The organism is Paenibacillus whitsoniae (assembly GCF_003955665.1).
GTDB classification, from domain to species: Bacteria; Bacillota; Bacilli; order Paenibacillales; family NBRC-103111; genus Paenibacillus_E; species Paenibacillus_E whitsoniae.
The window spans coordinates 222,239-247,337 of sequence record NZ_RXHU01000015.1; the positions used below are offsets into that span (position 1 = coordinate 222,239).

The window sequence follows — 25,099 nt, forward strand, 5'->3', positions numbered from 1 at the left end:
CTCTAGTTGCCCAGATTATATCATGTTACCTATGAGTTTAGAACAAGCAGAGCCGAAGAGGAAATGTGCTGTTCTATCAAAAGTTAGCTGATGTTCACATCGATGGACGACAAAAAGCCGCGCTCTCGAAAAATATCGAAAAGCGTGACTTTTCACCGTTAATCTTTATGATTAATTACTTGATGGACGATAGGGATTAACCTCTTTGATACTTGTGTAGACCCCTAGATTGGTGCCATGTCCAAGTATCCGCACGTACTTCGCGTTGACCGCCTGGAACGTATAGCTTTCATATTCAGCCGTCGTCCCGCTGCTCGTGCCCGAATATACATTTTGCCATATCGTGCCGTCTGTTGAGACTTGAATATCAAAGGTCGCCTGGCGTTGATGGCCCAAATACCAGGCAATATCCACTTGATTTACACTCTGAACAGCACCGAGATTCAACTGCAGCCACGGATAGCCTTGCGGATTGTCCGTCGTCACAAGTGAGGAATCCGCTTTCGCCGACCAGATCGTGTTCATGTTGTCATCAGCGCCATTGGCCGCGCCAAAATCCGTACTCAGCACATTGCTTTCTGCTCCGGTTACCGTCAACAAGGAAGAATCCTCAATCGTGAGCGTATACGTGTTCGTGACCAGCCCATTTGCCGAAGTCACATGAATGGTGGCGACTCCCGTCGCAGCACCGCTCCAATCCGTCTGCACGGTCGCATACTTGTCATGCTTGATGACGGAAACCGTAGCCTGCGGCTTCTTCGAAGACTTCGCCACCGTATAATCAAAGACGCCCGACGCAAAGCCTGGAATAAACTTCCCGTTTAATACGATCGCATCCAATGTCGCATCGTTGCCTGTCTGACCGCTGCCCGAGCCTGGCACCTCTTGAACGGCAGCCGTCGCCAGATTCAGCGACACCGCGGTTCCTTCGGATTCAAAGGTCCATACATCCCCTTGCTGCGACAGCGTGACGTTCTTCGGAATGCTTTCCGCATCCGACCAGGAAAAGGCTGCCGCATTGACCCAATGGGTTTGCGTGGTATTGATCAACCGAAATGCCTGGCGGTCCATATTGCTTTCATCGGTGACATAAGGAACAGTGGACACACTGGAGACCACGTTGGTTCCGGTCAATTCTTTGTATCTGAGATTGGCCGTAGCACTCGTTGTCAAATAGCTGCCATCGCCCAGCGATTGAATGTTCTGGCTTTCCGGGAAAAACCGCAGCTCCAGACTTTTCGGCTCATTGACTTCGATATCGTCCACGACCACGAGAATATCCGGCTTCATGTAGAGGAGATGGCGTTGATATTTCTGAAGACCAAGCCCACTGTCATATGCTTGCGCCGCATTCCCCAACATATAGTCGTAGACAGCCGTTGACACGGTTTTGACGATACTGGGCTCGGCATGCACACTTTGCAAAGGGATGTTATTCAAAAATTGGCTGCCCTCGCCTAATTGTCCTTTTCCATCGACCAACAGTGTATTATGATTGGACGTCCGCTTATCCGCATACCCATCATCCCGAATTAACCATTCCCCCTCGCCGAAAATCATAAAATGATTGGCATCGGGATGCACATGGTCCACGCCCCAGTTATCGAACGTTTCCGACTGGTTCATATGGAGCGCTTTATGACCGATGGATGGGCCGCTTTTGAACGCGACGACGGATTCATCTCCCGACCAGTCGGATCTTGCAGACACGATGCCCAGATTATCGAAGAGATGCAAGGTCGGCAGGCTGCTTGCCGAAGCTTCCGGCACGGTCGGGTCATACCACCACAGATTGCCGTACTTCACATTGTCCGATTCGATATTGGCACGATCAATCTCGCCTGCGAGCCCTTGCGCGAGTCCATCCCCGTATTTGCCGGCGAGCAATCGCAGCGACATATCCGGCCCATACCAGTTCACATTGGCGTCATCGCCAAAATTCAGATGGTTGACGTCGGGTTTCCAGCTGTTCTTCGGCAGTTGCATGTAGGTGGCGTATGTCGAAGCTTGCTCCAGCCACGTATTGTCCGTATAGATGTCCACACCCATAAATTTCTGGGCAAGCTCGCCATACTTCAACAAGTATTCAAGGCCGTACTGCCAATACGGGTAGCCCTCCTGACTCGCTCCATCATCCGACAAAGCCTGCAGGACGTTATCGAATTTGCCTATCGTGTATTGCAGCCAAGGCAGTGTATCGCCGCCGGTTTCATAAAGCGCAATGCCTGCCGCTGTCAGTCCGCCCAGACTTACCCACATATGGTTCTGCAAGTAGGCTTCCGTCCAGTAGATATTGTATGTCGCGCCTTCGAAAGGCTGTCCGCTTGCCTTGAGATACATTTCATTGCCGCGCGTTTCCAACGTTTGTTTAATGGCGTTTCTTGTCGGCACATCCAGATCGTTATACAGCCAATCATAGACGATGGCAAGACTTAATAATTGATGTCCCGCCGCCAGATCCGTATTCTGGAGAGCGCCCCTTCCCCACGAGGTGTAGCCAACGGAGGCAAGTGCGTACGTCTTGGCGGCGGTATAATATTTGCTATCTCCGTCGATTAGATAGGCCAAGGCCAGATAGATCGTATGATCCGCCGTGTCTCTTTGCCACGAGTCTCCCTCGTAGGTATCCGTGGAACTTAGCACAGGCGGGATACTCACAAAAGCATCCGCTTTCGCTTTAATTTCCTGCCACAGGTCCGCATGGGTTCCGCCTGGCAGAATCGCGGTTTTCAGTTGGTTGACTTTCGCCTGGTCAAGGAATAGACTCGGGTGCACATTGGCATAAGGTGCTAAAGCAGTCGCCAAGGGCTGTATACTGACGTTGACCGTTGCATAAGCGGAGCTGCCGTGATGATCGGTGACCCCGATATAAAACCGGTCGGACGCACCGCTTCCCGGATGGGCTTTATAGGTCCAGGTGCCATCGCTCTGCACCTTCAGCGTTCCATGATCAGGCTCCGCCAGCTTCGAGTACGTGAGCGCATGACTGCTCGAATCCGTAGCCGCAACCTGCCCGTTAACCGATCCGCCATACGTTGCGGTAACGGTGTAGTCAGGCACGGTGATGTCGGTATTTCCCCCGACCCGCACAAGACTTGCAGCTCGGAATCCGCCATCTTGAGCCGTGGCGGTGACACCGGCAATACCTTGGCTGATCGCTGTCACGATGCCGTTGCTTATGCTAGCAACGCTCGCATCCGAAGTCGTCCATGTCACCTGCTGGTTGCTCGCACTGACCGGCGCGATCGACGCGTTCAGCACGCTGCTTCCGCCAACCTGCAGGAATAACCGATCGGGGGTGACGCTGACTCCGCTGACGTAAACCCAGGGAATGACGCTTTCGCCGTCATACCAGGAGATCCCCGTGCCGAGATCCGGCATGTTTTCAATCCGCATTTTCACAGCTCCGGCCGGTGCCTGGACGATCTTCTCAACGTGCCGCCAGTCCTGGGTTCCTTGGAGACCGCCAACATACACCATCGAACCGACGACGGAATTCGAACTGTTATAGAAGCCAATTCGGACTCGGGCTCCTTCCGTTGAAACCACATGATCCGTCTTGATCCACCCTGAGAATTTATAATAACTCCCAGCAACAATGGAGGTAATTTCTCGCGCTACGCTGATTCTGCCGCCAGCGGCCGCATTAATTTTCAGGGATTTCCCGCCATCCTTGGCCGTCGAGCTATCCACGGTGGCTATGGGGCCAGCGGCATAATTCGTCAGCCCCCAGCCTTCGGGCAGTGAGCCGCCGGTCGGCACCATGTCGAAGCTTCCATTTCGCAGCAGATTGCCGCCTTCAACGACGGTTGATGCGGTTTTATTGCCATCTACCGAAGTCACCGTTATCGTTGCGGTTCCTTGGCCTGCCACCACGACGTGGCCGCTGTCGTCCACCGTCGCAACGGCAGGATTTGAAGAAAGCCATGTGACGCGTTGATCATAAGCATTGAACGGCGATACCGTGGACGTCAGCTCAAACTTGTCGGTGATGGCGCCGGTGAGGTGATCGGTATTTAGCGTCACCTGATTCACACTCACGCCTGTCTCCCCTACAGACACATAATATTGTGCACAAAAATCCCCCTCGTTCGTTGTCGCAGTAATCCTGGCTGTTCCATACCCGATTGCTGTTACGATCCCCCCGCTATTTACCGTGGCAACGTTCGCATTCGACGAAGCCCACGTCATTTGTTGATTTGTCGCATTCGTTGGCGTGATCGACGCATGCAAAGCTAAGCTTTGGCCAATAGTCATCACCCCTGACGTCTGATCCAGCGTTATGCCCTGAACCGGATACACAGCAACCACGTTGACATCGTCATACCAAGTCACACCCGTGCCAGTATCCGGCATAAGCTCAACCGCTACTTTCGATGAACCCGCAGGCGCTTGCAGCGTTTTCCCCACAAGGCTCCAACTGTTGCTGCCTTTCAGTCCTGAGGTGTACACTAAGGAACCGATTAAGGCATTGGCATTGTCATAAAATCCGATCCGAATACGCGCTCCTTCCAGGGAGGCCACATTTTCCGTTTGTATCCAAGCCGAAATATTGTAATATTGTCCAGCTGTAATAGAAGGGATCGTCTGGGCAAGACTCTTGCGCCCGCCAGCTGCTGCATCCACCTTAATGGCATGTGTCCCCTCATGATAAACAGCGCTGTCTACCGTGACGACAGGCCCTGCGGCATATTCCTTAATTGTCCAATTGGACGGATTGCCACCGGCCAGTTGCGTTTCAAAACCTGCATTCAACACCAGGTTACTGCCCTCCGCCTGTACGACTCCGCCCATGGGAAGAAGGAGCCACACGACCATGGCTGTGATTAGACAGTGCACAGTGAACCGGTATACATTGGGATGTACACGTTTAGCTCTCACGCAATCATCTCTCCTTATGAAATGAGTAAGACCCGCATCGTGCAAGCGAGCGCGAATCAGTTGCGCGAAGACGCAGATGCGGGTTACGAGCTTAACTGCCTGTTTCCTAAAAGGGGCTTACTTGGCTTTCTCCGCCCGATCAAAAGCTGCCTGATACACATCAAGCGTTTTTTGAAGCCCCAGCTTCTTCAGTTCTTCTACATATTGGTCCCATTCGGCCAGACTTCTTTGGCCTACGATAAACTTGGATATATTTTCCTGAAAAGCATCGTTAACCGCTTTGCCCGTGATGGATAACGTATCCAGCTCCGCCTGCGTGTTCTTCGGCAGCGGGCTATACACATCCATATACTTGTCGGCCTCATCGTAAGCCGATTGCAAGCTAGGCGAAATGATGGATTTGTACGCATCAAAATCAAACCACGTATACGTACCGAGCGTCGTCAAGCCGTACTTGTTTGCTAACTCCGTCGCATTGGCAAATAAGCCAGGCTTGAATTTCTTTTTCCCATTTTCAACCGTAAAGGTTTCGCCTTCTTTGCCCCAGCTTGCCATCGTTTTGCCATCTTCACTGTAAAAGAAGTCCATCATTTTCATGATTTCTTTAATTTTTTTGGACTTGGCCGATACCATCAGCCCGCCATCGACGGCTTGCGTGTTCAGCAGCAGCGGCTTCGCTCCCGCGAAGCCCGCAGCAGGCGGCATGAAGGCAAGCGTAGAATCCGGATTCTCCTTGCGCATCGGCGTGTTGAAGAAGTCGATCCGAACGATATAATCGTTCGTTACAAAGCTTTTATTCGTGGAAATCATGTCCTGCCAACGTTTCGTGTCCACGGTAAGAAAGTCAGCCGGAATCAGACCTTCCGCATAAAACTTGTGCAGATATTCCACCATCTTCTTGTAATTAGGCTCAATCGGACCGAATTGGGCTTTGTTCGTTTTCTTGTCGAGATAGAACCCGCCATTCGTATCAAACGCAGGCGCCATGTTGCTCAGAATGTTTAAGCCGTTGCGGAAGACAAAAGGAGTGGAATCCGGGTACGTTTGCTTGAGCTGCTTTAAAACCTGATAAAACTCATCGTAGGTGGCTGGTGTTTTTAAGTTATTTTTCTGGAAAATATCCTGCCGATACAGCCAGCTCATGCCATTGGCTTTACCGTAGCCTTCATTCGGAAACACATACATTTTCCCATCCGACGCCAAGGACGCCTTCACATACGTCGGGTACTTTTCCATCCACTTTTTAAAATTAGGCATGATATCGGTGTAGTCGAGAATATTGGCGAATACTCCTTGAATGCCATACGTGTTGGCAATCGGCGTATAGCCGAAGGTAAGATCCGGCAATGACCCCGAGGCGACATTCAGCGTCGTGGTATCTTGCAGATTCCCTGAAGGAAGCTGAACATTCCACGTAGCACCGGTCTTCTCCTCGAGATATTTCCAGAACGGCCAATCCTTGTTGTACGGCCAGCTTGCATTCGTCTCCAGCAGCGCCGTGAACGTATTCTTTTCGACGGGTTTACTTGCCTCTGCCGTACTTCCCGGACTGGACTGCGGCTTTCCGCTGCTGCCAGGCGTCGTGCTCTCCGTGCCTGATTTGTTCGTGCACCCAGCCAGCACCGTAATGGCTAAAGCAATATGCAATGCGACCAACCCTGCTTTTTTCATTCAACAACGTCCCCTTTATAACCAATTGATGTCAACCAGCGTATGTGCAGCGACTAGCCTTTAATCGAGCCTACCATGACCCCTTTGTCGAAATATTTCTGTACAAACGGATACAGCAGCAGAATCGGCAGGGTCGATACCATCAGAACCGCGTATTTCAGCGACTCGGAAACAATGGCATCGCCTTGAGAGCTGGTGGCCTCAGAAGCCATCTGCCCGGCCAGCATAATATTGCGTAAAACAACGGATAACGGGAACAAGTTCACATCTCTGAGATATAACAGCGGTGTAAAGAAATCGTTCCACAGGCCAACGGCCGTAAACAAGCCAATGGCGCTAAATACAGCCTTGGACATTGGGAATACAATCCGTACGGCAATTCCAATCTCGTTCAAGCCGTCCATCTTTCCCGACTCTTCCAATTCCTTCGGGATGCCTCTGAAAAAAGAGCACATCACGAGCAGATTCCAGGAATTCACCGCATTCGGGAGGACCATAGCCCATACGGTATCCATGAGCCCGTAGGATTTCACGACAAGAAAGGTCGGGATCATCCCACCGCTGAAGAATAACGTAATGACCACCATGATGGTAAACCCTTTGGCAAACACCATCTCTTTTTTCGTAATCGCATAAGCGCCGAAAGCCGTGATCGTTAACGAAATCGCCGTTCCCAGCACCGTATACAGGATGGTATTCAGATAACCTTGCATGATGCGAGGATCATCGAAAACCAGCTTATACATAGCCAGATTGAACCCCTTGGGGTACCACGTCACCGCGCCTTTCATGACAAACGTACTTTCACTCAAGGAAACCGCCAGCATGTAAAGAAAGGGATAGAGCGTGATCACAACCACACCAAGCATCAGAAAGAAGTTGAGGACAGAAAATAGAGTGATTCTTTGCTTCATACTGAATTCCCTTCTACCATAGGCTCGTTTGCGTAAATTTGCGGCTCATGTAATTGGTGACCAGAAGAAACACCAAACTAATGACGGATGCAAACAACCCCACCGCAGAGGCGTAGCTATATTGCCCGCCGATAAGCCCCATCTTATACACATTGGTGCTAAGAATCTCCGCCGTTTTCAAATTGATCGGATTCGTCAACAGGAATACTTTTTCAAAACCGACTTGCGTAATGTTGCCTACATTGAGAATAAACAGCGTGACTATCGCAGGCGCAATGCCCGGCAAGGTGACATGCCACATCTTCCGCCACCGCGAAGCGCCGTCCATTTCCGCTGCTTCATACAAGGTTGGATCGATTGCCGATAAGGCTGCTAGATAGATGATCGATCCCCAGCCAAAGTTTTGCCATACGCCGGAGGTGACATAAATCGTTCGAAATAGTCCTGGCTCCATCATGAAATTGATCGGCGGATAGCCCAGCGATTGGATGATGTGATTAATCAACCCGCCAGAAGGCGTCAGAAACGTGACAATCATCCCGACGACGACGACATTGGAAATAAAATGCGGCAAATAGCTGACCGTTTGCACAAATTGTTTGAACAACCGATTCTTCACTTCGTTGAGCAGCAGCGCCAGCAGAATCGGCGGCGCAAAACCAAATACTAAGGCGTACACCCCTAATAAGAACGTGTTCTGGATCAGCTTAAGCGCGTTCCCATCCTGAAGAAACATGAGGTAGTATTTGAGTCCCACCCACTCACTTGCCCAGATGCCTTTGACTAAGTTGTAATTCTTAAAGCTGATGACGATTCCGAGCATTGGCGCGTATTGAAAGAAAATATAGTACAACAAACAAGGCAAGAACATGAGAAGCACATATTTTCCTTTGTCTACGCTTCGGAATAAGCTTGGCTTGATCATGCGAATTTCCCCTCCTTTCCTGCAAATGACTTGTCATCCCTGAACTCACGCCCTGATCATAGCAACCTCTCGCCGGTCTGAAAATGGCTCGTTTTTATAGTCATTGCCTCCTCCCCAGCCGACATTAAAAACAGCGCATTATCCAAAGCGCTGCACATTGTCAGCAGGACCCTGAACAGGGAAAAACCGCCATGCAACCATGGCGGTTTTCCTTTTCAATGCTCTACAGCCTCAAGATACGGCCACCGGGATGTCCACAACCTGCTTCAGCTCCTGCGATTTCGTACCTGCAAGAATAACCTGAAGGGCTGAATAGCCGTCTTCCCCCGTAATGGCATGTCCTTCTCCCGACAAGATTCCATCGACAAAATGGCGGATAATCCCTGAATCGTGCTGCTGCCCCGGCGAATTCGTTTGCATAGCACCCAGTTCGTAGCACTCGCGCGAGCCGTCCGTGTACTGGGCGATGACGCCGAACACCAGATCTGTCCCGATGCTCAAGGCCCCTTTCTCACAATAAAAGACGGTCGCGTTCGTCTCTTGGGCATAGTTGGTCCAACTCGCCGTTAAGGAGCCTGCCACCCCGTTCGCCGTCCGCAACAGCAGCATCGCATGATCGTCTACATTCGTCCGCTTATGTACCGTGGAGCAGAACGCCCCTACCTCACAAAAGCGATCCTCCAGCAGCCACTGAATCAGATCGACTTTATGGATGCCTAAATCGCCCAGCGCCCCAGAGAAAGCGTGCTCCTGGCTGAAAAACCAGCTGTTGGTGCCATCCACGCTCCAATGCTCCGGCCCCGAATGACTGAAGGTTGTGGTGAAGCTCAGCACCTTGCCGAGTCTGCCGCTCTGCAAAAGTTCCTTCGCTTTGCGGTGCACCGGCATTAATCGTTGGTTATGGCCCACCATCAGAAAGACCTGCTGCTCGCGCGCGGTGGCGATCATCATCCGGGCCTCTTCCAGCGTCGTCGCCATCGGCTTCTCCACCAGCACGTGAAGCCCCCGCTTCATCGCCTCTATGGATACCGAACTGTGCAGTCGATTCGGCACACAAACGGAAACCGCCTCAATGCCTTCATGCTGCAGCAATTCCTGGTGCGTTTCGTAAGCATGCGGGATTCCGTGACTATCAGCAATCGCTTGCGCCCTGGCCAGGTTGGGATCGCAGACTGCTACAATGTCAACCGCGCTGTGAGCCAAATATTCCGGCAAATGACGCCGCTGCGAAATGGCTCCGCAGCCGATGAGTCCGACTTTCAAGCTTCTCTTCATGGCGCTCCCCTCAGCTTTCTTTCCCCAGTGTTGTCCAGTCGAAGAGAACGCCCATGGCAGAACTCCGATTATGTACGAGCAAATCGTACGCTTGCGGCGCTTCCAGCGGTGAGAAGTGATGCGTAACTAACGGCTTGACATCCATTCTGCTCTGCAGCAAGTACGTCAAGAAAAGATCCGCCATGTCCGGGTGATGCCAACCTTTGAAGTTCATTCCGGCGTGAATGCCCAGGATGGAGACGGAATTGGACACCACATTGCGTCCCATTTCCTGCATGGATGGGGTCGCCGTATCTCCCAGTAGAACGACGCGCCCCAGGGGTTTAACCAACTGCGTAGCTTGAGCCAATACAGCGGGATGACCCGTAATGTCAAACACCACATCCAGCATTTGCCCCTTGGTCTGCTCTGCGATTTGGGCATGGGCCTTCCCGGCATCCATCGCCATCCGATGAATGCCGGGCTTGTCCGCGACCAACTGGACGCGGCTCTCAGCCGGATCTATTGCATAAATCTCTTTGACGCCGGAGAGATACAGATACTGCGTTACCAGCTGACCGAGGAGTCCAAGCCCGATCACGCCGACCGTTTCTCCAAGAGACAGCTCGGCTCGTCTTACGCCGAGCTGTGTCGTTTTGGACAGATTGATCCAGACCCCTTGTTCCGGGGAAACCTCATTTGGCAGTAATACAGCATGATCCGCCACTGCCTTGAAATACTGTGTGTGCGGGCTTTCGATAAAGACGCGATCCCCTTTTTGAAACTTCCGAACCCCTGTCCCTACTTCGAGCACTTCCGCCACCATCGAATACCCCGGGTGAAAAGGATACTGCACCCAACTCGACCAATTGGTACCCGCGTCGAAAACGCCGCGCAAGCATTGAAGCTCTGTTCCCGTGCTAATCATTGAACAAATGGCTGCGCATAAAATCTCATTCTCTCCCAGCGCGGCGTCAAAGACCTCCGTACTGATCTCCACTTTCATCTTTTCCGAAAAAACGATGCGGATTGCTTCCATAGACATAGCCTCCTTGATGGGGAATCTTTTCCCATACCTTAAGTGTAAAGGGGGCATCATCCGGAAAACAGGGCAAACGTTTGTTGAAGTTTAACACTTTTACAGGTCTACTCTATCATTTACATCAAGCTAACAAACAGCTCTCGATATTGGCGAGGAGATATCCCCGTATACTTTTTAAAAAGCCGCGTGAAGGTTTGGATATCGTTAAAGCCCAGCCATTCGCTGATTTCGGTAATGTTCATTTCATGCGCTTCCAGCAACGCTTTGGCTTTCGAAATTTTGATTTCCCGATGCAGCATAATCGGCGACTTGCCGAAGGTTTCTTTAAAATAATTGCTGACATAGGTCGGATTCATATGCAGTTCCGCGGCCAGATCGGCGAGTGAAAGCGAGGCTTCGGGTTGCGAAACAATTTTCAATAGTATGGATAAAAACCGATGAGATGGCCGGCTCTCCATAACGGTTTTCACACTGCCCAGCGCATTATCCAGCAGCAAATAGAGCAGTTCAAGCGACTTGGCCTTCTGTAGAATGATCGCAGGCAGATGCCCTTTTCTGGACATGGACAGCATGAGCTCATCAAATGCATCTTCGAACTTTTTAGGATTTTTTAAAGTATAGATATACGGAATTTGTAGAAATGGCAGCACATCCACCACATTCTGGATGTTGTAGGTAAAGTGCCACCATAGGAATTCCGTTTCCTCGTCGCTATCTTTGTACTGATCATGCTCCAGGTGCGGGGGGATGAAGATAACCGTACCCGGGTTCAGCGTATATACCTCCTCTTGCACTTTCAATTTGGCTGAGCCTTTTCTGATATAGGTCATCATATAGAAGTCTTGTAACGTTCGATTGCGATAGTTCATCTCGACACGGTTGTGGCTGTCGAATTTCAGAATTTTTAATTCGGCTGTTTCCAGGAGTAGAGAGATTAGATCAGTTTGCACGCGTGCCACTTCCTTCTTACAGGATCTAGCCTGATTATATCCGAATGGAGGCGGCTATACTACGATCATCTACCAGACGGAACCGCGATAGGACTTCCCGCATTCATCCCGGTGTCCCCCAGCCTCACTTTAACCGTTAAGGAGACCTTCGCCTGCGAGAATAGCTCATCCCAGTCATCCGACCATCGCTTCCATAGCCCCGGTGATTTCCGTTGGAGCTGCTGCCCCGCTAACAAAACGTCCGCCTTCAATTGCTGTACCTTCTCCACGGCCTTCATGGTTTCCTTCCAGATGGTTTGCTCAACCCGGCCGATGAAACGTCGGTGCTCCTCTTTCGTGAGGACGCTGGAACAGCTCATCTCCCCAACCTTGCCGTCAATTTCGAGATGAATCGCAATGAACGGCTTTCCCTCAAGTGCGGATACATGAAGCTTTGACTTCGCTTTGTTAATCCAAAATGAATCGCCTTTCGGTTCGGGTTCTTTCTCATTTTCATCTTGACATGGCACTGTCGCAAGCCCTTCTTTCAATTCGTTGCGAATCATGAGGATATTATCCGCCATCTGAGCAGGCACAAATCCTTCATCAATTTTCCCACTCGGAAAGCGCAGCATATCCATGCTATCAATCGTGAGTACCAAATGTTCTTGATTAAGCAGCTGAAGATGAGGCAGCAATGTCACTGAACCCGGCGATTGTGCCTGGATAGACAGATCCAGCAAGGATAATCTTGAGGCTGTTCCCGTAAGTGCATTCGACATTTCCTCAACGGTCTTCATCTGTTGGCCGATCGTATTTTCAATCAGCGGATCGACGAGAAGAAAGCGGCCTGCCTCGCCCTCTGTCGTCATCACCGTCACGGCTCCTCTGGGTCCCTGTGAACGTGAGAAGAAGTCGAGAATCTCTCCGATGTTGTTCCGGCGAGCGGTCCGCTCTCCAATGAGGAGCGCACGCATGTGGCTCCACTGCAGCTTCCTCCCCAGTTTCTCGGAGATATGGGCGGAAGCCTGCGAGATGGTCGTGGCTTCACTGGAGAACGTAAGGTAGGAGATCCCCTTTGTCGCTTTGTTATTCCTCGATTCGGACGAGCCGGGACGATAGATCTGTGCGGTGACGCGATACCCTCCATGTTCCGCCTGATCAATGGCGACAGCCTGAACGAACCCCCAATCCGTCAGTTCATTATTATCCCAGCAGCCACTCAGCACCATCATGGTTAGCCCGCATACTGCAAAGCGTATTCCCAGACGCACATAACGCGTAATCATGCCATTTTCTCACTTCTTTCTTCGAGGTGACTCCGAGCTGAGCAAGCGGCGATTGCGAGGGGATTTCAAAAAATTCCGAAGCGGAGCACGCACGACAATATCCCGTAAATCCCTGGCCTTAAATGGCGCGAGTGATGTTAAATAGGGCTGACCTAACGTTTGCAAGCAAGTCAAATGCAACAGGGTTAGCAGAAAAATGATCATTAATCCAAACCCGCCAAGGAAGGTGGCTGCTACCATATATGGAAAACGGAGAATACGAATGGCAATGGCAACATCGTAATGCGGAATTGCGAATGAAGCGATTCCTGTAAAAGCCACAACGATGACCATAATGGGAGAGGCAATCTTGGCTGTTATTGCAGCTTGTCCAATAACAAGCGCACCCACGATACTAACTGCGGAGCCAACTGGCCGCGGCAGGCGAATCCCCGCTTCGCGCAGCAATTCGAACGACACTTCCATAATTAAGGCTTCCACAAAAGCGGGGAATGGTATGCCTTCACGTGTATCCAGAATGGCTAGCAATAACACCGAGGGGATTAATTCCGGATGGAACGTGGACAAGGCAATATAGATGCTCGGCAGGGTAAGCGCAATGAAAAAAGCCATTAGACGCAAAATCCGAATCATAGAGGCAAACAGCGTACGGACGTAGTAATCCTCGCCTGTACTAAAAAAATCAACAAAAAAAGCCGGCGCAATTAAGACCATTGGCGTATTGTCAACCAGCACGGCAATTTTCCCATCCATTAAAGCAGCCGCGATGGCATCCGTTCGTTCCGTATAGCGGTATTGTGGAAAGGGCGTATAGGCAGAGTCCTGCGTCAACTCCTCAACGTAAGACGTTTCAGGAATATCGTACTGCTCTATTCCTTCGATGCGACTGCGAAATTCCTCAAGAATTTCAGGGAGTATTACACCTTCTAAGTAACAAAAGGCGATGGTTGTCTTAACCGTCACTCCCGCGTTCAGAAATTCGATTTTCAATCGCGGCGTCTGGAGGCGCTGCCGGATCATCCCCAAGTTGATATTGATCGACTCAACCGTTCCTTCACGCGGCCCCTGGACCACGGGCTCACTGATGGGTTCTTTCACTTGTCGCTTATCGAAGGTAGGAGCTTTGCAAGCAACCGCACTTCCCCACCCATCAAAAACCATGACGATTTGCCCCTGCAAGACAAGATCCACAGCTGAATTTACCTCGGAAACAATCGAAAAACCTTGCGATGACGCCCCAAATTTGCTGAAAAAGTTCGCAATATCTTCAGGATCAAGCGTAGAGGGATCTGCCGATTGTACAGTAGCGAGGTCATTCATCACCTTGACTAAAAGGCTGTCACTATCCTCTTTAACTAAAGAGCGGCAGTACACCACCAACGCCGTATAGACCAGATTACTTCCATACTTTCGCTGTTCGAATACAACGTCCTGGCAATTCAAGAATGCTTGTTCTAAACTGGCTTGATTGAGCCGAAGATTTGCGTCAAGTAAGGAAGGATGATCACCTGTCAAAGTCATGTCCCCCTCTCCCTCAGATGGTTGGAATCCCCGCCTCTAATCCATGTCAGCACCGTCAGGATAAAAATAAATGTGCACCCCACGGCGATAACCGTAAATGGCCATATCGTATACACTTGGTACTGAAAATCAGCCGGTCCCGAAAATAATGTGAGCGAAAGCATCGTACATAGTAAGGCTATCGGATAAATATAGGCGTCGGATCGGTTTGCACGGGTTAAACGGACCAACAGCTTATTTAACGCTATCAGATATAACGTCGCTTTCATGTAGGATCCCACAATAATCGCGATGCCCACGATCGCTTCGATGCGCACATTGTTTCCATTTACTTGTATGTTGCTGGCAAGTTGATAGAGCGAGTAGCTGAGATGGCCTGAAGCCGGGCCGAAAGCAACAATGGTGCAAAGGGTAGCAGCAACCATCGTCGCCCCGGTTAGCGAGAATGCGAAAAACAGTCTTCGATACAAGATTTTCGCCTGATCCTTTGGAGCGTAGGACAGAAGGATCGGAAACAGACACACTTCCCCAAAAGGAAAGCCGGCTGCAACAAAAAAGCCATGAAGCAGATCTCCAATTCCTTTATCCGGGATCGGCAGCAACCTTCCCCAGTCATATATCGGAAATGCGATTAGCAATATGACTAACGTGAAAATAAACATGACAGGAACAAGCAGCATGAACATACGAGCAGCGATAACGATCCCCGCTCTCGCGGTCAACGCGGACACAAGCAAACTAATGGAACAAAAGATATAGAACGGCGTCTTGGGCATCATACTGCTCACGAAAAAATCTCCAATCCCCGTTACAATGGCAGAGATGGCGAAAAGCAGCATCACGATAATTGGCAGCATGACAAGTACGGTTGGCACGCCGCCAATAAGCTTGCGGCAGTATTCAATGAGTTCTATACCGCCGTGGCGGTGGTGCAGATAAAGAGTGCATGTCAGTACGAGGACACCAAACCCATACGCGCCAATTAGGGATAACCACGCAGAGTTCCCGGAGAATCCAACAAGCGGCGTGGGGATATAAATAATGGCAGACCCCATCGTTACGGCGATTAACAGGTTCGCCATCTGCCCTGTCGTCAGAATGGGGGGGCGATTTTTCATAGGTCATCTCCGTTCTTTAGGAGCCGTTGAAGGATGTGAACAGTTGGATGATGGCATCTGCGGGAGATCCGTACATCCGCTCCAAGATATCACCGGGACCCAGCCACGCCGGATGGTACAAAAACAAGATCATTAGATAAAGGGAGGGAGAAGCAATGACAAGGCTCCATGCCAACGCTTTTCGCTCTGTCTTATGCCAGTCTCGTCCATAGAAGACAAGATATAGCGTGATTAGCAGCAAAAGAAATGCGTATTCCGCCATGAACTGCACCTCTCCCTTTTACAGATATGGTTAGGATGTCATTTATACCCAGCATTCATTCATTTTTATCAAATATACCTGCCCCATCCGCCGAATGAAGAAAGCGCCGAAACCAGTCGATGACTTCTTCCCTCATGATATTCGGCCGCTCGCTTCCTTCGTAGACGGTCTCATGTCCACGGCCGTCGTACTCGATGTAACGATACCGCTCCGGCATCTCCTTATAAAGCTCCTTCAGATACTCGTTGAGTTTACGTACGCCGCCAACCGGCACAACCGGATCGGCATTGCCGTTCTGTACAAGCAAGGCTACGGGAGGTATTACCTCATAATTACGCAGAGGGCTGTGCCGCAAGATCTCCTCTTGCAAGTCTGATTCAAGCTCCTGGAACGGGAGGCTGTGCCCCCATGTATCCGTAAGATCCGGGGACGCTACGAGGGGCGCAGCAGCCTTAATCCTTTTTTCTCGCGTGATTGCGACGAATGAGACAAACCCGCCTTGCGAAATCCCTGAAATACCCACGCGTTCGGCATCCGCTCTCTCATCCATCTGCAAGTCATCGATTATCGCTGAAATATCATCCACGGTATCGAGCAGCATTTGAAGATATAAACGTTTGTACATCGCACGATTGAAAAAAGTTTCATTAAAATGCTCCAATCGGCGTCTGCCGTGGAATCTGGCATCCACCAGAACAGTGAAAAAACCCGCTTGGGCAAGCGGTAATCCGATCGGTAACATGGATGTCGCATCGCCCGTCGTGCCATGATTCAAGAACACAACAGGCAGCTTCGTCGCACCTTTCGGGTAACACAAAAGTACCGGAACCTGCCGATCTGTCAGGATATGACTTTCGATCACAAGTTCATGACCCTTTGTCTCAAGCGAGTCAAGATGATGCTGGATTTCTTCAGACATTTTGTTTGTCATAAAAACACTGCTCCTTCCGCCATAAAATTATTGAGCCGTATATCCGCCGTCCAGCAGTAAGGTTGCCCCCGTAACTCCTCTCAATCTATCGCTTGCAATAAGAACAGCATAATCCGCCACCTCCTCTACAGAAAGCAACCGATGTTGCGGCACTAACGGAAGGATAACCTCTTCCAAGACGTGTTCCACTTCTACGCTGCGCGTGCGAGCCAGATCCTCAAGCTGCCCTCTGACGAGAGGCGTATCAACATAGCCAGGGCATAGGGCATTTACCGTAATGCCGTCCTTGGCGCCTTCCAGCGCAGCCACCTTGGTCAGCCCAATCAAGCCATGCTTCGCACTATTATAGGCCGATTTGCCGGCGAAACCAACAACACCGTTAATGGAAGCCATATTAATAATCCGCCCATCCCCTTGCAGCTTCATAACCGGAAATGCGTGTTTGATACAAATAAAAGCGCCGGTCAGCATCACCTTGATTAATGTTTCAAACATTTCTACAGGAAAATCCTCAATTGGGGCTACATGCTGGAGCCCCGCATTATTTATTAAAATATGAATGGCGCCATATTCACTAACCACCCTGCTCACCACAGTGCGAACCTCGTCTTCACGGGTCACATCGCATTTCATGCCTACAGCCTGGCCGCCATCGTCTCGTATTGCTGCCGCCGCCGCTTGCGCGCTTTCTTCCCTTATATCGGTGAGAATAACTGCAGCGCCTTCTTTCGCAAAGCTACGAGCGATCCCGTAGCCGATCCCGCTCCCTGCCCCTGTTATCCAAGCCACTTTCTGATGGAGCAAATGACTCATGCGTTTTCCTCCCTTTTACCCTAATGATTCGACCGCCATGGCCACACCTTGGCCGCCGCCGATACAGAGCGAAGCCAGTCCGTAACGGCCTCCGCGCCGCTTTAATTCATGTAATAACGTCACCACGATGCGAGCACCGCTGGCCCCAATGGGGTGCCCAAGCGCAATTGCCCCCCCATTTACATTCAGCTTGTTGTCTGGCAGTTGAAGATCATGAACGACAGCTAACGCTTGGGCGGCAAACGCTTCATTGATCTCGAACAAATCAAATTCATGGATGTGCATACCGGTTTTATTTAGAAGCTTACGGATGGCAACAACCGGCCCGAGCCCCATCCAGGCCGGGTCAAGCGCAGCACTGGTGTAGCCGTGAATTTTGGCCAACGGTGTCAAGCCGAGCGCTTCCGCCTTAGCTCTCGACATAATGACTGCCGCTGCGGCACCGTCATTAATACCGGACGCGTTGCCGGCGGTGACCGTTCCGTCTGCCTGAAACGCAGGCCGCAACTTACGAAGGGCATCCGCTGTAGTTCCTGGGCGAATAAACTCGTCTCGATCAAATATACGCTCGGGAGCTTTTTTCTGTGGAATCGAGAGGGGAACAAGTTCTTCTTTAAACCGATCGGACAGCATCGCCTGTTCGGCTTTATTCTGACTCCACGCAGCAAAGCTGTCTTGTTCTTCTCTGCTCAAGCCATACTTTAACGCGATGTTCTCGGCAGTTAATCCCATGTGGAAATCGTTCGCGGCGCACCATAGTCCATCTCGGATCATCGAATCGATCACCTTGGCATCCCCCATGCGAAGCCCGGACCGGGCGCCTTCCAACAGAAAGGGAGCTTGGCTCATACTTTCCATGCCGCCTGCAACAACGATCTCAGCGTCACCTGAGCGTATGGATTGCGCCGCAAACATCATGGCCATAAGTCCCGAACCGCAGACTTTATTGACGGTAGTCGCCGGCACTTCATGAGAAAGCCCCGCTTTCAACCAGGCTTGACGGGCTGGATTTTGTCCTAAACCGGCCTGCAGCACATTCCCCATAAAAACTTCATCAACGATATCTTCAGGCACTTGAGCTCGCGAGAGCGCTTCCCGAATAACCGTACTTCCCAACTGAACCGCCGACACATTGGACAACGCTCCTTGAAAATTTCCAATGGCGGTACGAACAGCGCTAACAATGACGATATCGTTATTCATTTCCGTTCACCAGCAAGTTGGCATGAAGTGTGAAATGCGCCTCCGTTTTCGCCCGGATTTCGTCTACGCTCGTCCCCTCTTCAATCTCTACCAGCACCATGCCATCAGGCGTAAAATCGAAAACAGCCAAATCCGTAATTAGACGGTGGACAACACTCTTGCCCGTCAGCGGTAATGAGCAATGCTGTTTCACCTTGGTTTCCCCGTACTTATTGACATGCTCCATAATGACCACTACGCGTTTAGCGCCATTAACGAGGTCCATGGCCCCTCCCATGCCTTTCACAAGCTTTCCGGGAATCATCCAGTTGGCAAGATCCCCCGCTTCGGATACCTCCATCCCTCCCAGAATGGCAAGATCGATGTGGCCTCCCCGGATCATACCAAATGATTCCGCACTGTCGAAGAAAGAGGCTCCGGGAACGGCAGTCACGGTTTCCTTGCCTGCATTAATAAGATCCGCATCTTCAGCTCCCTCATCGGGGTATGCCCCTATGCCAAGAAGTCCGTTCTCCGAATGCAGCATGATCGATTCATCCTGCGGAACCCGGTTGGCAATCAACGTCGGCATGCCAATGCCAAGGTTCACATTCATCCCGGGTTTGATTTCTTTGGCAGCTCTTTGAACCATTTTGATTCGTCCATCATTGGCCAAAAATCCATGATTTTCGCGCCCCTTGACGGTGCGTCGCTCAATGCGCTTGTGATAAGCTTCCCCCTGGATCACTCGCTGTACGTAAATCCCAGGCGTGTGAATTTCATCAGGCGGCAAGTACCCTTCCGTCAAAATCTCCTCGGCTTCAACTATTGTCAATTTTCCCGCCGTCGCTGCAAGCGGATTGAAATTGCGGGCTGTATGACGAAAAATGAGATTGCCGAAACGGTCTGCTTTCCACGCTTTCACCAATGCAATGTCACCGACGATGGCCTGTTCCAGCATGTAGGCGCCTCCACGAAATTCACGGTGTTCCTTCGCCTCCGCGATAGGTGTTCCGATTCCTGCGGCTGTATAAAAGGCTGGAATCCCAGCCCCGCCTGCACGGATGCGCTCGGCAAGCGTACCTTGGGGAACCAGTTCAACATCGAGCTCGCCGCTCAGGTATTGACTTTCGAACGTTCGATTCTCTCCCACGTAGGAAGCAATCATTTTCTTGATTTGCTTATTCTCTAACAGGAGCCCCAGTCCCCAGCCGTCGACGCCGCAATTATTACTTACGACCGTTAACTCCCTTGATCCCTGTACGCTAAGGGCATGAATTAAATTTTCAGGAATTCCGCACAAGCCAAAGCCGCCCACAATGAGGGTAGATCCGTCCTGTATATCCTGAACGGCCTCTTGGGCGGATGCGTACAATTTAGTCATCGATTTCTGCTCCCTCCTAAACTCAACCATTTTTTGTTATAATGACTACGTTCCTGATAAACGAGATTCATCTTGTACTAACAATAAGTGAAATCGCTTACTGCGTATAATTCAAACCTGGCATGGGAGCCATGACAAAATTTTATGTTGGAACGTTGTTTCCATAGAGGGTGGGAAAGCATGGATTTGAGAAACTTGCGTTATATTCTTGAAGTTGTAAAGTGGCAAAATGTAACCAAGGCTGCCGAACAGCTGCATATCACCCAGCCCACACTCAGTAAAATCATTAAAAACCTTGAAGATGAACTCGGCGTCATCCTATTCGATCGTTCCGGTAAAAGCATCCAGTTGACGGACAGCGGCAATGTTGCTGTCCGCCATTTTCAGTCGATGCTCAGAGCGATGGACGAGCTTAACGTCGATTTGGAGGCCGTTGCGAACTTAAAGGTTGGAAAACTTATCATCGGGCTGCCGCCTGTGATCAGCTCGGTCTTTTTCCCGAAAATTGTGGCTACCTTTCAACAGCATTATCCCAACATCGAATTTCAAATTATCGAAGAAGGCGCTAAAAAAATAGAACACCTTATACGCGAAGGTCATCTCGATCTTGGGTTTGTTGTCGCACCCGTGAACGAAGACACCTTCGAGACCATGCCTTTGATTCAACAACAGCTGGGACTGGTCGTTCACCAGCATCATCGGCTGGCCGGGCGAGAACAAGTTTCCTTGCGGGAATTAAGAGATGAGAAATTTATTGGATTTCCGAAGGAATATGCCGTGCGCGAGCACATTGTTAAAGCCTGTCGGGCTGAGGGGTTTGAACCGCGGATGATCTACGAAAGCTCTCAATGGGATCTTCAAGCGGAAATGGTGGCAGAGCGATTGGGAATTACCATCATGCCGGAAGCGGTATGTAAAAAAATTGCTAACAAGCACGTGCGCGTCATCTCGCTGCATGACCCCGTGCTGCCGTGGCATCTGCTTATGGTCTGGCGAAAAGAGGAATATTTATCTTACGCGATGCGGGAATTTATGACATTCGTACAGGCAGCCGCCGACGAGTTTCTCCCGTAGAGCACCCGAAATTCAAACAGGTTCCTGCTTACTTCTCAGGAGTTCCCGAGAACTGCAACTTATTCGAACCATCCTCCGTCTGAAGGATTGTCAACATCATTGACACAGAATTTCAACGATCGGAAGGAGTTATAGAAAATGAAGAAGAAACTAACGGTCCTGCTTACATTGGCGGGAATTCTGGGCACAACGGCCGCTGTCGGAGCCGAGGATGTGGTAGAAAAGGTTACAGGGTATTTGCAAAAAGACGTAAAAGTGCTTGTCAACGGACAAGACAGCGCGCTTACACCGGTCTACATCGATGGAAAAGCGTACATCCCCGTACGCGACGCTGCGACGAAGCTGGGATATACGGTAAATTACGATGAGGCGAACCAAGAGATCGAGCTGGATGAGGCAGCAGATTTGATGCGTGCATCCGGTGTCATCGTGAGCGTGCAGTCGAAGAGTGACGGGAATACCCGCATTGAGCTGCTCGGAAGCACATGGGTTATTCTAAACGTAGATAAAACGACTTCCATTAAGAACCTGGACGGCAAATCCTTAACGGCTGCTGATCTGAAAGCGGGGACGCAAATCGACGTCGAATTCGGGCCTGTTATGGCCATGAGCTACCCGGGACAATCGCAGGCTGTAAACATTAACGTTCAAGCCGATCGCGCTGTCAAAGAAGATACGATCAAAGAAGTGAAACATACCGACAATGGCTGGCAAGTGCAATTAGGTGACAATCTGATACTTAACGGCGGCAAGGAAACGCGAGTCATGTCGTCGCAAGGCGAATCGCTAAAATGGGAAGATCTGAAAGTCGGCACCAAAGTAAAAGCTTACTACGGTCCGTTTGAAACGAAAAGCCTGCCTCCGCAAAGCCCTGTGTTCCTCCTCGTCGTTCAGGCGCAGCCTATAGCAGGCACGCCGAAAATGTCGCCTGAAGCCGCACAGGAATACCGCGACTTGGCATGGGCGCAAGTGAAGGAGCAAGCGTCGCATATTACAACGAAGCAGGACGAGGCTGTCGTGCAAATCGTCTCCTCTACCGAAGTAGGCGTCCTCCCTTCCACAGACGAGCAGAAGAAATTGCTCGCAGACGTGCAAGCAGCGAACGGCGCTGTCGTGACGGTTACATACAACACCGATCAGGATGAGCTGCTTGGGCCGCTGACGGCGGTGTTCGATTTCAACACCAAAGCTTTTATCGGCTTTAATGTTAGGAAATAAGCGCTGATTGCTAAAAAGCCCTGAAATTCAACGGAGATTGAATTTCAGGGCTTTTACCGTCATGCTCGTTTTCGTCTTGAAGCAAGACCTTCCTCGTAAACGCCTAGTGAAATCAGGATGGCCATCAACAAGACAATCCAGCCGATGAACGGAACGTTCGCGAAGGCAGCAGAGATGAGCGTAAGCCTCTTTATCCCCGTGCTTAGCACGATGAATGATCTGATATAACTCCTCGTCCACTTGGTTCATCCCCTGGCAAAGTTCAAATGTTTAGCGCTGCTTTAGAAGTAATCATCCCCCCGACGTACCGGCCGTCATAAAGATCGGTCTTACCCTCGACAAATCGGGTGAAGGCTGTCTTGTTAAGCCTTAGCACCGGCCTTCCACAATCATTGTTCCTTCAATTGCTCCTCCGCAAAATGAATAAAGGCGCGCGCGGCATGATTGAGGTATTTGTCCGAGCGGTAAATAATGCTCATCTCCCTCACAGGCGGGTAGTCGCGAATCGGAAGAAATTGCAGGTCCAGACTGTCCAGGGAGGCCAGAAGGGAATTCGCGACGATGCCAACCCCGAGATTGGCTTTGACGAAATGAAAGAGCGACGGATTGGAACTGGTCTCCACGACCACATTCAGGTTGAACCCATGCTGCCGGCACCAGCTGTCTATAAATTCTCTTCCCCATAGCCCTTTGGGATACGTGACGATCGGGAGCGTCTGCAGGTCGGCCAAAGAAATCGATTCGGCCCGCGTCAACAGCTCGTGATCTTTGGATACGACGATCCCATACTCCTCCCGGGCTAGAGGGCGAACGACCAACCGTGGGTCGAAAAGTGGCTTCACCGCGATTCCGATATCCACCTCTGAGCTCAATACCAACCCGGTCAGATCGACCTCCGAGATGATCTTTAGCCGAATTTTCGGATATTGTTGGAAGAAACGAATAAACATCGGGGTGAGCCGATAATCCAGTTCCGACGGTAAGGCCCCGACGCTCAGGTTCCCGCCATTCTGACGATGAAGATCCTCCATCTCCTGAACCGCATTGCTGAGATTCTGCATGACCATCCCGGCATGCTTCTTCAAAATTAAGCCCGCGTCCGTCAGCTCAATGCGCTTGCCGATCCGGTCAAACAGCGGCATTCCAATCTTTTCTTCCAACGCTTTAATCGACAAGCTCAAGTTCGGCTGGGATATCCCCATTTTCTCCGCCGCCTTCGTAAAGTGCAGCTCCTCACACACAGCCATAAAATACTCTAATTGTCTAAACTCCATCGTCCTATACTCCCGCTCCAGTCCGGACTCGCCTACAACTATTTGAATTACAAATGATTATTATAAGTTCAATATAATTGATAAATACTCTTTGCTCAAGTAAGATGTGCTCACTGGCAATCACGAAATGGATAGGGGTTAAGCCAGTATAGATAGAAAGGGAGCAACCGTCATGAAAAAACACATCCTTATCGCAATCGCCTTGTTTGTAGCTTCGCTGAATTTACGTCCGGCGATCAATTCAATCGCCCCTTTGCTGGATAGCATTCGGGCGGATCTGGGAATGAGCGGGGCCGTCGCCAGCCTGCTCACCTCCATTCCCGTGCTCTGCATGGGGCTCTTCTCCCCGTTCGCCGTGAAAGCCGGTCACAAGTGGGGAATGGAGAAAGTCATGGGGGTATCTCTGATCATTATCGCGGTCGGTACTTCCATCCGCGTGTTCACGCACTCCGTCTTGTACCTGCTACTCACGGCCTTGATCGCGGGGATCGGAATCGCTATTATCGGGCCGCTGCTAGCAGGCTTCATTAAGAAGCATTTTCCCAACCATGTTCCTTCGATGATCGCCGTGTATACCGTCGCCCTCACGCTAGGGGCTGCACTCGGTTCAGCGCTGTCAACGCCGTTACAGATGATCTTCGATTCCTGGCAGTACGGCCTGGCCTCTTGGGCTGTCGTCGCCGCCATGGCCGCCGTGCTCTGGTGGTGGATCGTGCGTCCGCATGTCGCAAGCCCGAAGCCTGCCGCGGGAGCGGCCAGCGCCAAGCTGCCCTGGGGGAACCGCAAGGCCTGGCTTCTGACATTGTCCTTCGGATTGATGGCGATGCTGTTCTACGCATATACCGCATGGCTGCCTCAAATCATTCAAGGCATGGGTTATTCGAAAAGCTACGCTGTGACGGCTTTGACCTTATTTGTCGTCATTCAAATCCCGGTAAGCCTGCTGATGCCTCTTCTGCTCAAAAAGTTCCCGTCCCGTCGGCTGTGGTTGGTCGCCTCCGCCTTAATAGAACTCATCGGGCTTGTTCTCCTGATGTTGAAGGCCGAACCCTCCGTTGCCGCTTCGTTGATCGGAATGGGCGCAGGCGGATTGTTCTCCTTGAACCTCCTTCTTCCGATTGACGCAACGTCCAATGCGCAGGAGGCCGCTTCGTGGTCGGCCATGACGCAATCGGCCGGGTACGTTATCGGTGCTACCGGCCCGATCCTAGCTGGCAAAATCCACGATACTACCGACAGTTTTGCCACCGCCGTCATTGGCATGATGGTCCTCGTGCTGGTGATGATCGTCGTCCAGTTCGCGGCTACAGCCGCCAAGCGCAGTATTCCTCAAGCAGAAGCTGTTGCAAAAAGAACACGCTTGGAATTCGCGGGACAGTCGCTGGCGAACAAAAAGTGAGATCAGGGGGTCAGAATA

19 protein-coding genes and 1 pseudogene are annotated in these 25,099 nt (G+C 50.9%); 3 read left to right on the plus strand and 17 right to left on the minus strand.

Annotated features, from left to right (window positions below; translation table 11 throughout):
- Window positions 1-171: 171 nt before the first annotated feature.
- The 16 genes and pseudogenes from EJQ19_RS05580 to EJQ19_RS32145 all read right to left on the minus strand — a co-directional run.
- Window positions 172-4,881, minus strand: coding sequence for an Ig-like domain-containing protein (locus EJQ19_RS05580; protein ID WP_126140204.1), 4,710 nt, complete (start codon window positions 4,879-4,881; stop codon window positions 172-174).
- Window positions 4,882-4,998: 117 nt separating this feature from the next.
- Window positions 4,999-6,552 carry a type 2 periplasmic-binding domain-containing protein gene (locus tag EJQ19_RS05585; protein WP_126140205.1) on the minus strand — a complete coding sequence of 518 codons (1,554 nt, stop codon included), beginning with the start codon at window positions 6,550-6,552 and terminating at the stop codon, window positions 4,999-5,001.
- Between the two features lie 53 nt (window positions 6,553-6,605).
- Entirely contained in the window at window positions 6,606-7,466 is an 861-nt protein-coding gene (locus tag EJQ19_RS05590) for a carbohydrate ABC transporter permease (RefSeq protein WP_126140206.1), read from the minus strand.
- 13 nt (window positions 7,467-7,479) lie between these two features.
- A complete protein-coding gene (locus tag EJQ19_RS05595) occupies window positions 7,480-8,391 on the minus strand; it encodes an ABC transporter permease (protein ID WP_126140207.1) in 912 nt (303 codons plus the stop codon).
- Window positions 8,392-8,622: 231 nt separating this feature from the next.
- Entirely contained in the window at window positions 8,623-9,666 is a 1,044-nt protein-coding gene (locus EJQ19_RS05600) for a Gfo/Idh/MocA family protein (protein WP_126140208.1), read from the minus strand.
- A 10-nt stretch (window positions 9,667-9,676) separates the two neighbouring features.
- On the minus strand, window positions 9,677-10,684 hold the full coding sequence (locus tag EJQ19_RS05605) for a zinc-binding dehydrogenase (RefSeq protein ID WP_164716339.1): 1,008 nt from the start codon (window positions 10,682-10,684) through the stop codon (window positions 9,677-9,679).
- Window positions 10,685-10,803: 119 nt separating this feature from the next.
- Entirely contained in the window at window positions 10,804-11,637 is an 834-nt protein-coding gene (locus tag EJQ19_RS05610; protein WP_126140210.1) for an AraC family transcriptional regulator, read from the minus strand.
- A 65-nt stretch (window positions 11,638-11,702) separates the two neighbouring features.
- Window positions 11,703-12,905 (minus strand): Ger(x)C family spore germination protein, encoded by a 1,203-nt coding sequence (locus EJQ19_RS05615; RefSeq protein WP_126140211.1) that lies wholly within the window; start codon window positions 12,903-12,905, stop codon window positions 11,703-11,705.
- A gap of 9 nt (window positions 12,906-12,914) precedes the next feature.
- Window positions 12,915-14,426: a spore germination protein gene (locus EJQ19_RS05620; protein WP_126140212.1), complete on the minus strand. Its 1,512-nt coding sequence runs from the start codon at window positions 14,424-14,426 to the stop codon at window positions 12,915-12,917.
- A complete protein-coding gene (locus EJQ19_RS05625) occupies window positions 14,423-15,544 on the minus strand; it encodes a GerAB/ArcD/ProY family transporter (protein ID WP_126140213.1) in 1,122 nt (373 codons plus the stop codon). Before EJQ19_RS05625 ends, EJQ19_RS05620 begins: the two co-directional genes overlap by 4 nt.
- Window positions 15,545-15,560: 16 nt before the next feature.
- Window positions 15,561-15,806, minus strand: coding sequence for a hypothetical protein (locus tag EJQ19_RS05630; protein ID WP_126140214.1), 246 nt, complete (start codon window positions 15,804-15,806; stop codon window positions 15,561-15,563).
- 55 nt (window positions 15,807-15,861) lie between these two features.
- The gene (locus EJQ19_RS05635; protein WP_126140215.1) at window positions 15,862-16,737 is read right to left on the minus strand and encodes an alpha/beta hydrolase family protein; all 876 of its coding nucleotides are present in this window, start codon (window positions 16,735-16,737) and stop codon (window positions 15,862-15,864) included.
- Window positions 16,738-16,764: 27 nt separating this feature from the next.
- Window positions 16,765-17,541 (minus strand): 3-hydroxybutyrate dehydrogenase, encoded by a 777-nt coding sequence (locus EJQ19_RS05640; protein WP_206438376.1) that lies wholly within the window; start codon window positions 17,539-17,541, stop codon window positions 16,765-16,767.
- A gap of 24 nt (window positions 17,542-17,565) precedes the next feature.
- The gene (locus tag EJQ19_RS05645; protein WP_126140217.1) at window positions 17,566-18,753 is read right to left on the minus strand and encodes an acetyl-CoA C-acetyltransferase; all 1,188 of its coding nucleotides are present in this window, start codon (window positions 18,751-18,753) and stop codon (window positions 17,566-17,568) included.
- Window positions 18,746-19,384, minus strand: coding sequence for a 3-oxoacid CoA-transferase subunit B (locus EJQ19_RS32140; protein WP_206438377.1), 639 nt, complete (start codon window positions 19,382-19,384; stop codon window positions 18,746-18,748). The genes EJQ19_RS05645 and EJQ19_RS32140 overlap by 8 nt, the downstream gene beginning before the upstream one ends.
- Before the next feature lie 45 nt (window positions 19,385-19,429).
- Window positions 19,430-20,116: pseudogene (locus EJQ19_RS32145) on the minus strand (CoA transferase subunit A); the annotation flags it as partial.
- A gap of 180 nt (window positions 20,117-20,296) precedes the next feature.
- On the opposite strand from EJQ19_RS32145, the gene EJQ19_RS05655 reads away from it, so the two are divergent.
- Together EJQ19_RS05655 and EJQ19_RS05660 are read left to right on the plus strand one after the other, a co-directional pair.
- The gene (locus EJQ19_RS05655; protein WP_126140219.1) at window positions 20,297-21,190 is read left to right on the plus strand and encodes a LysR family transcriptional regulator; all 894 of its coding nucleotides are present in this window, start codon (window positions 20,297-20,299) and stop codon (window positions 21,188-21,190) included.
- Between the two features lie 138 nt (window positions 21,191-21,328).
- Complete coding sequence (locus tag EJQ19_RS05660; RefSeq protein WP_126140220.1) at window positions 21,329-22,408, plus strand: stalk domain-containing protein; 1,080 nt, start codon at window positions 21,329-21,331, stop codon at window positions 22,406-22,408.
- 389 nt (window positions 22,409-22,797) lie between these two features.
- Here the strand turns inward: EJQ19_RS05660 and EJQ19_RS05665 are convergent, their stop codons facing one another.
- Window positions 22,798-23,682 carry a LysR family transcriptional regulator gene (locus EJQ19_RS05665; protein WP_126140221.1) on the minus strand — a complete coding sequence of 295 codons (885 nt, stop codon included), beginning with the start codon at window positions 23,680-23,682 and terminating at the stop codon, window positions 22,798-22,800.
- Window positions 23,683-23,854: 172 nt separating this feature from the next.
- Here EJQ19_RS05665 and EJQ19_RS05670 point away from each other — a divergent pair, with 172 nt between their 5' ends.
- Window positions 23,855-25,081, plus strand: a complete 1,227-nt coding sequence (locus tag EJQ19_RS05670; RefSeq protein WP_126140222.1) for an MFS transporter — start codon at window positions 23,855-23,857, stop codon at window positions 25,079-25,081.
- Window positions 25,082-25,099 lie beyond the last annotated feature (18 nt).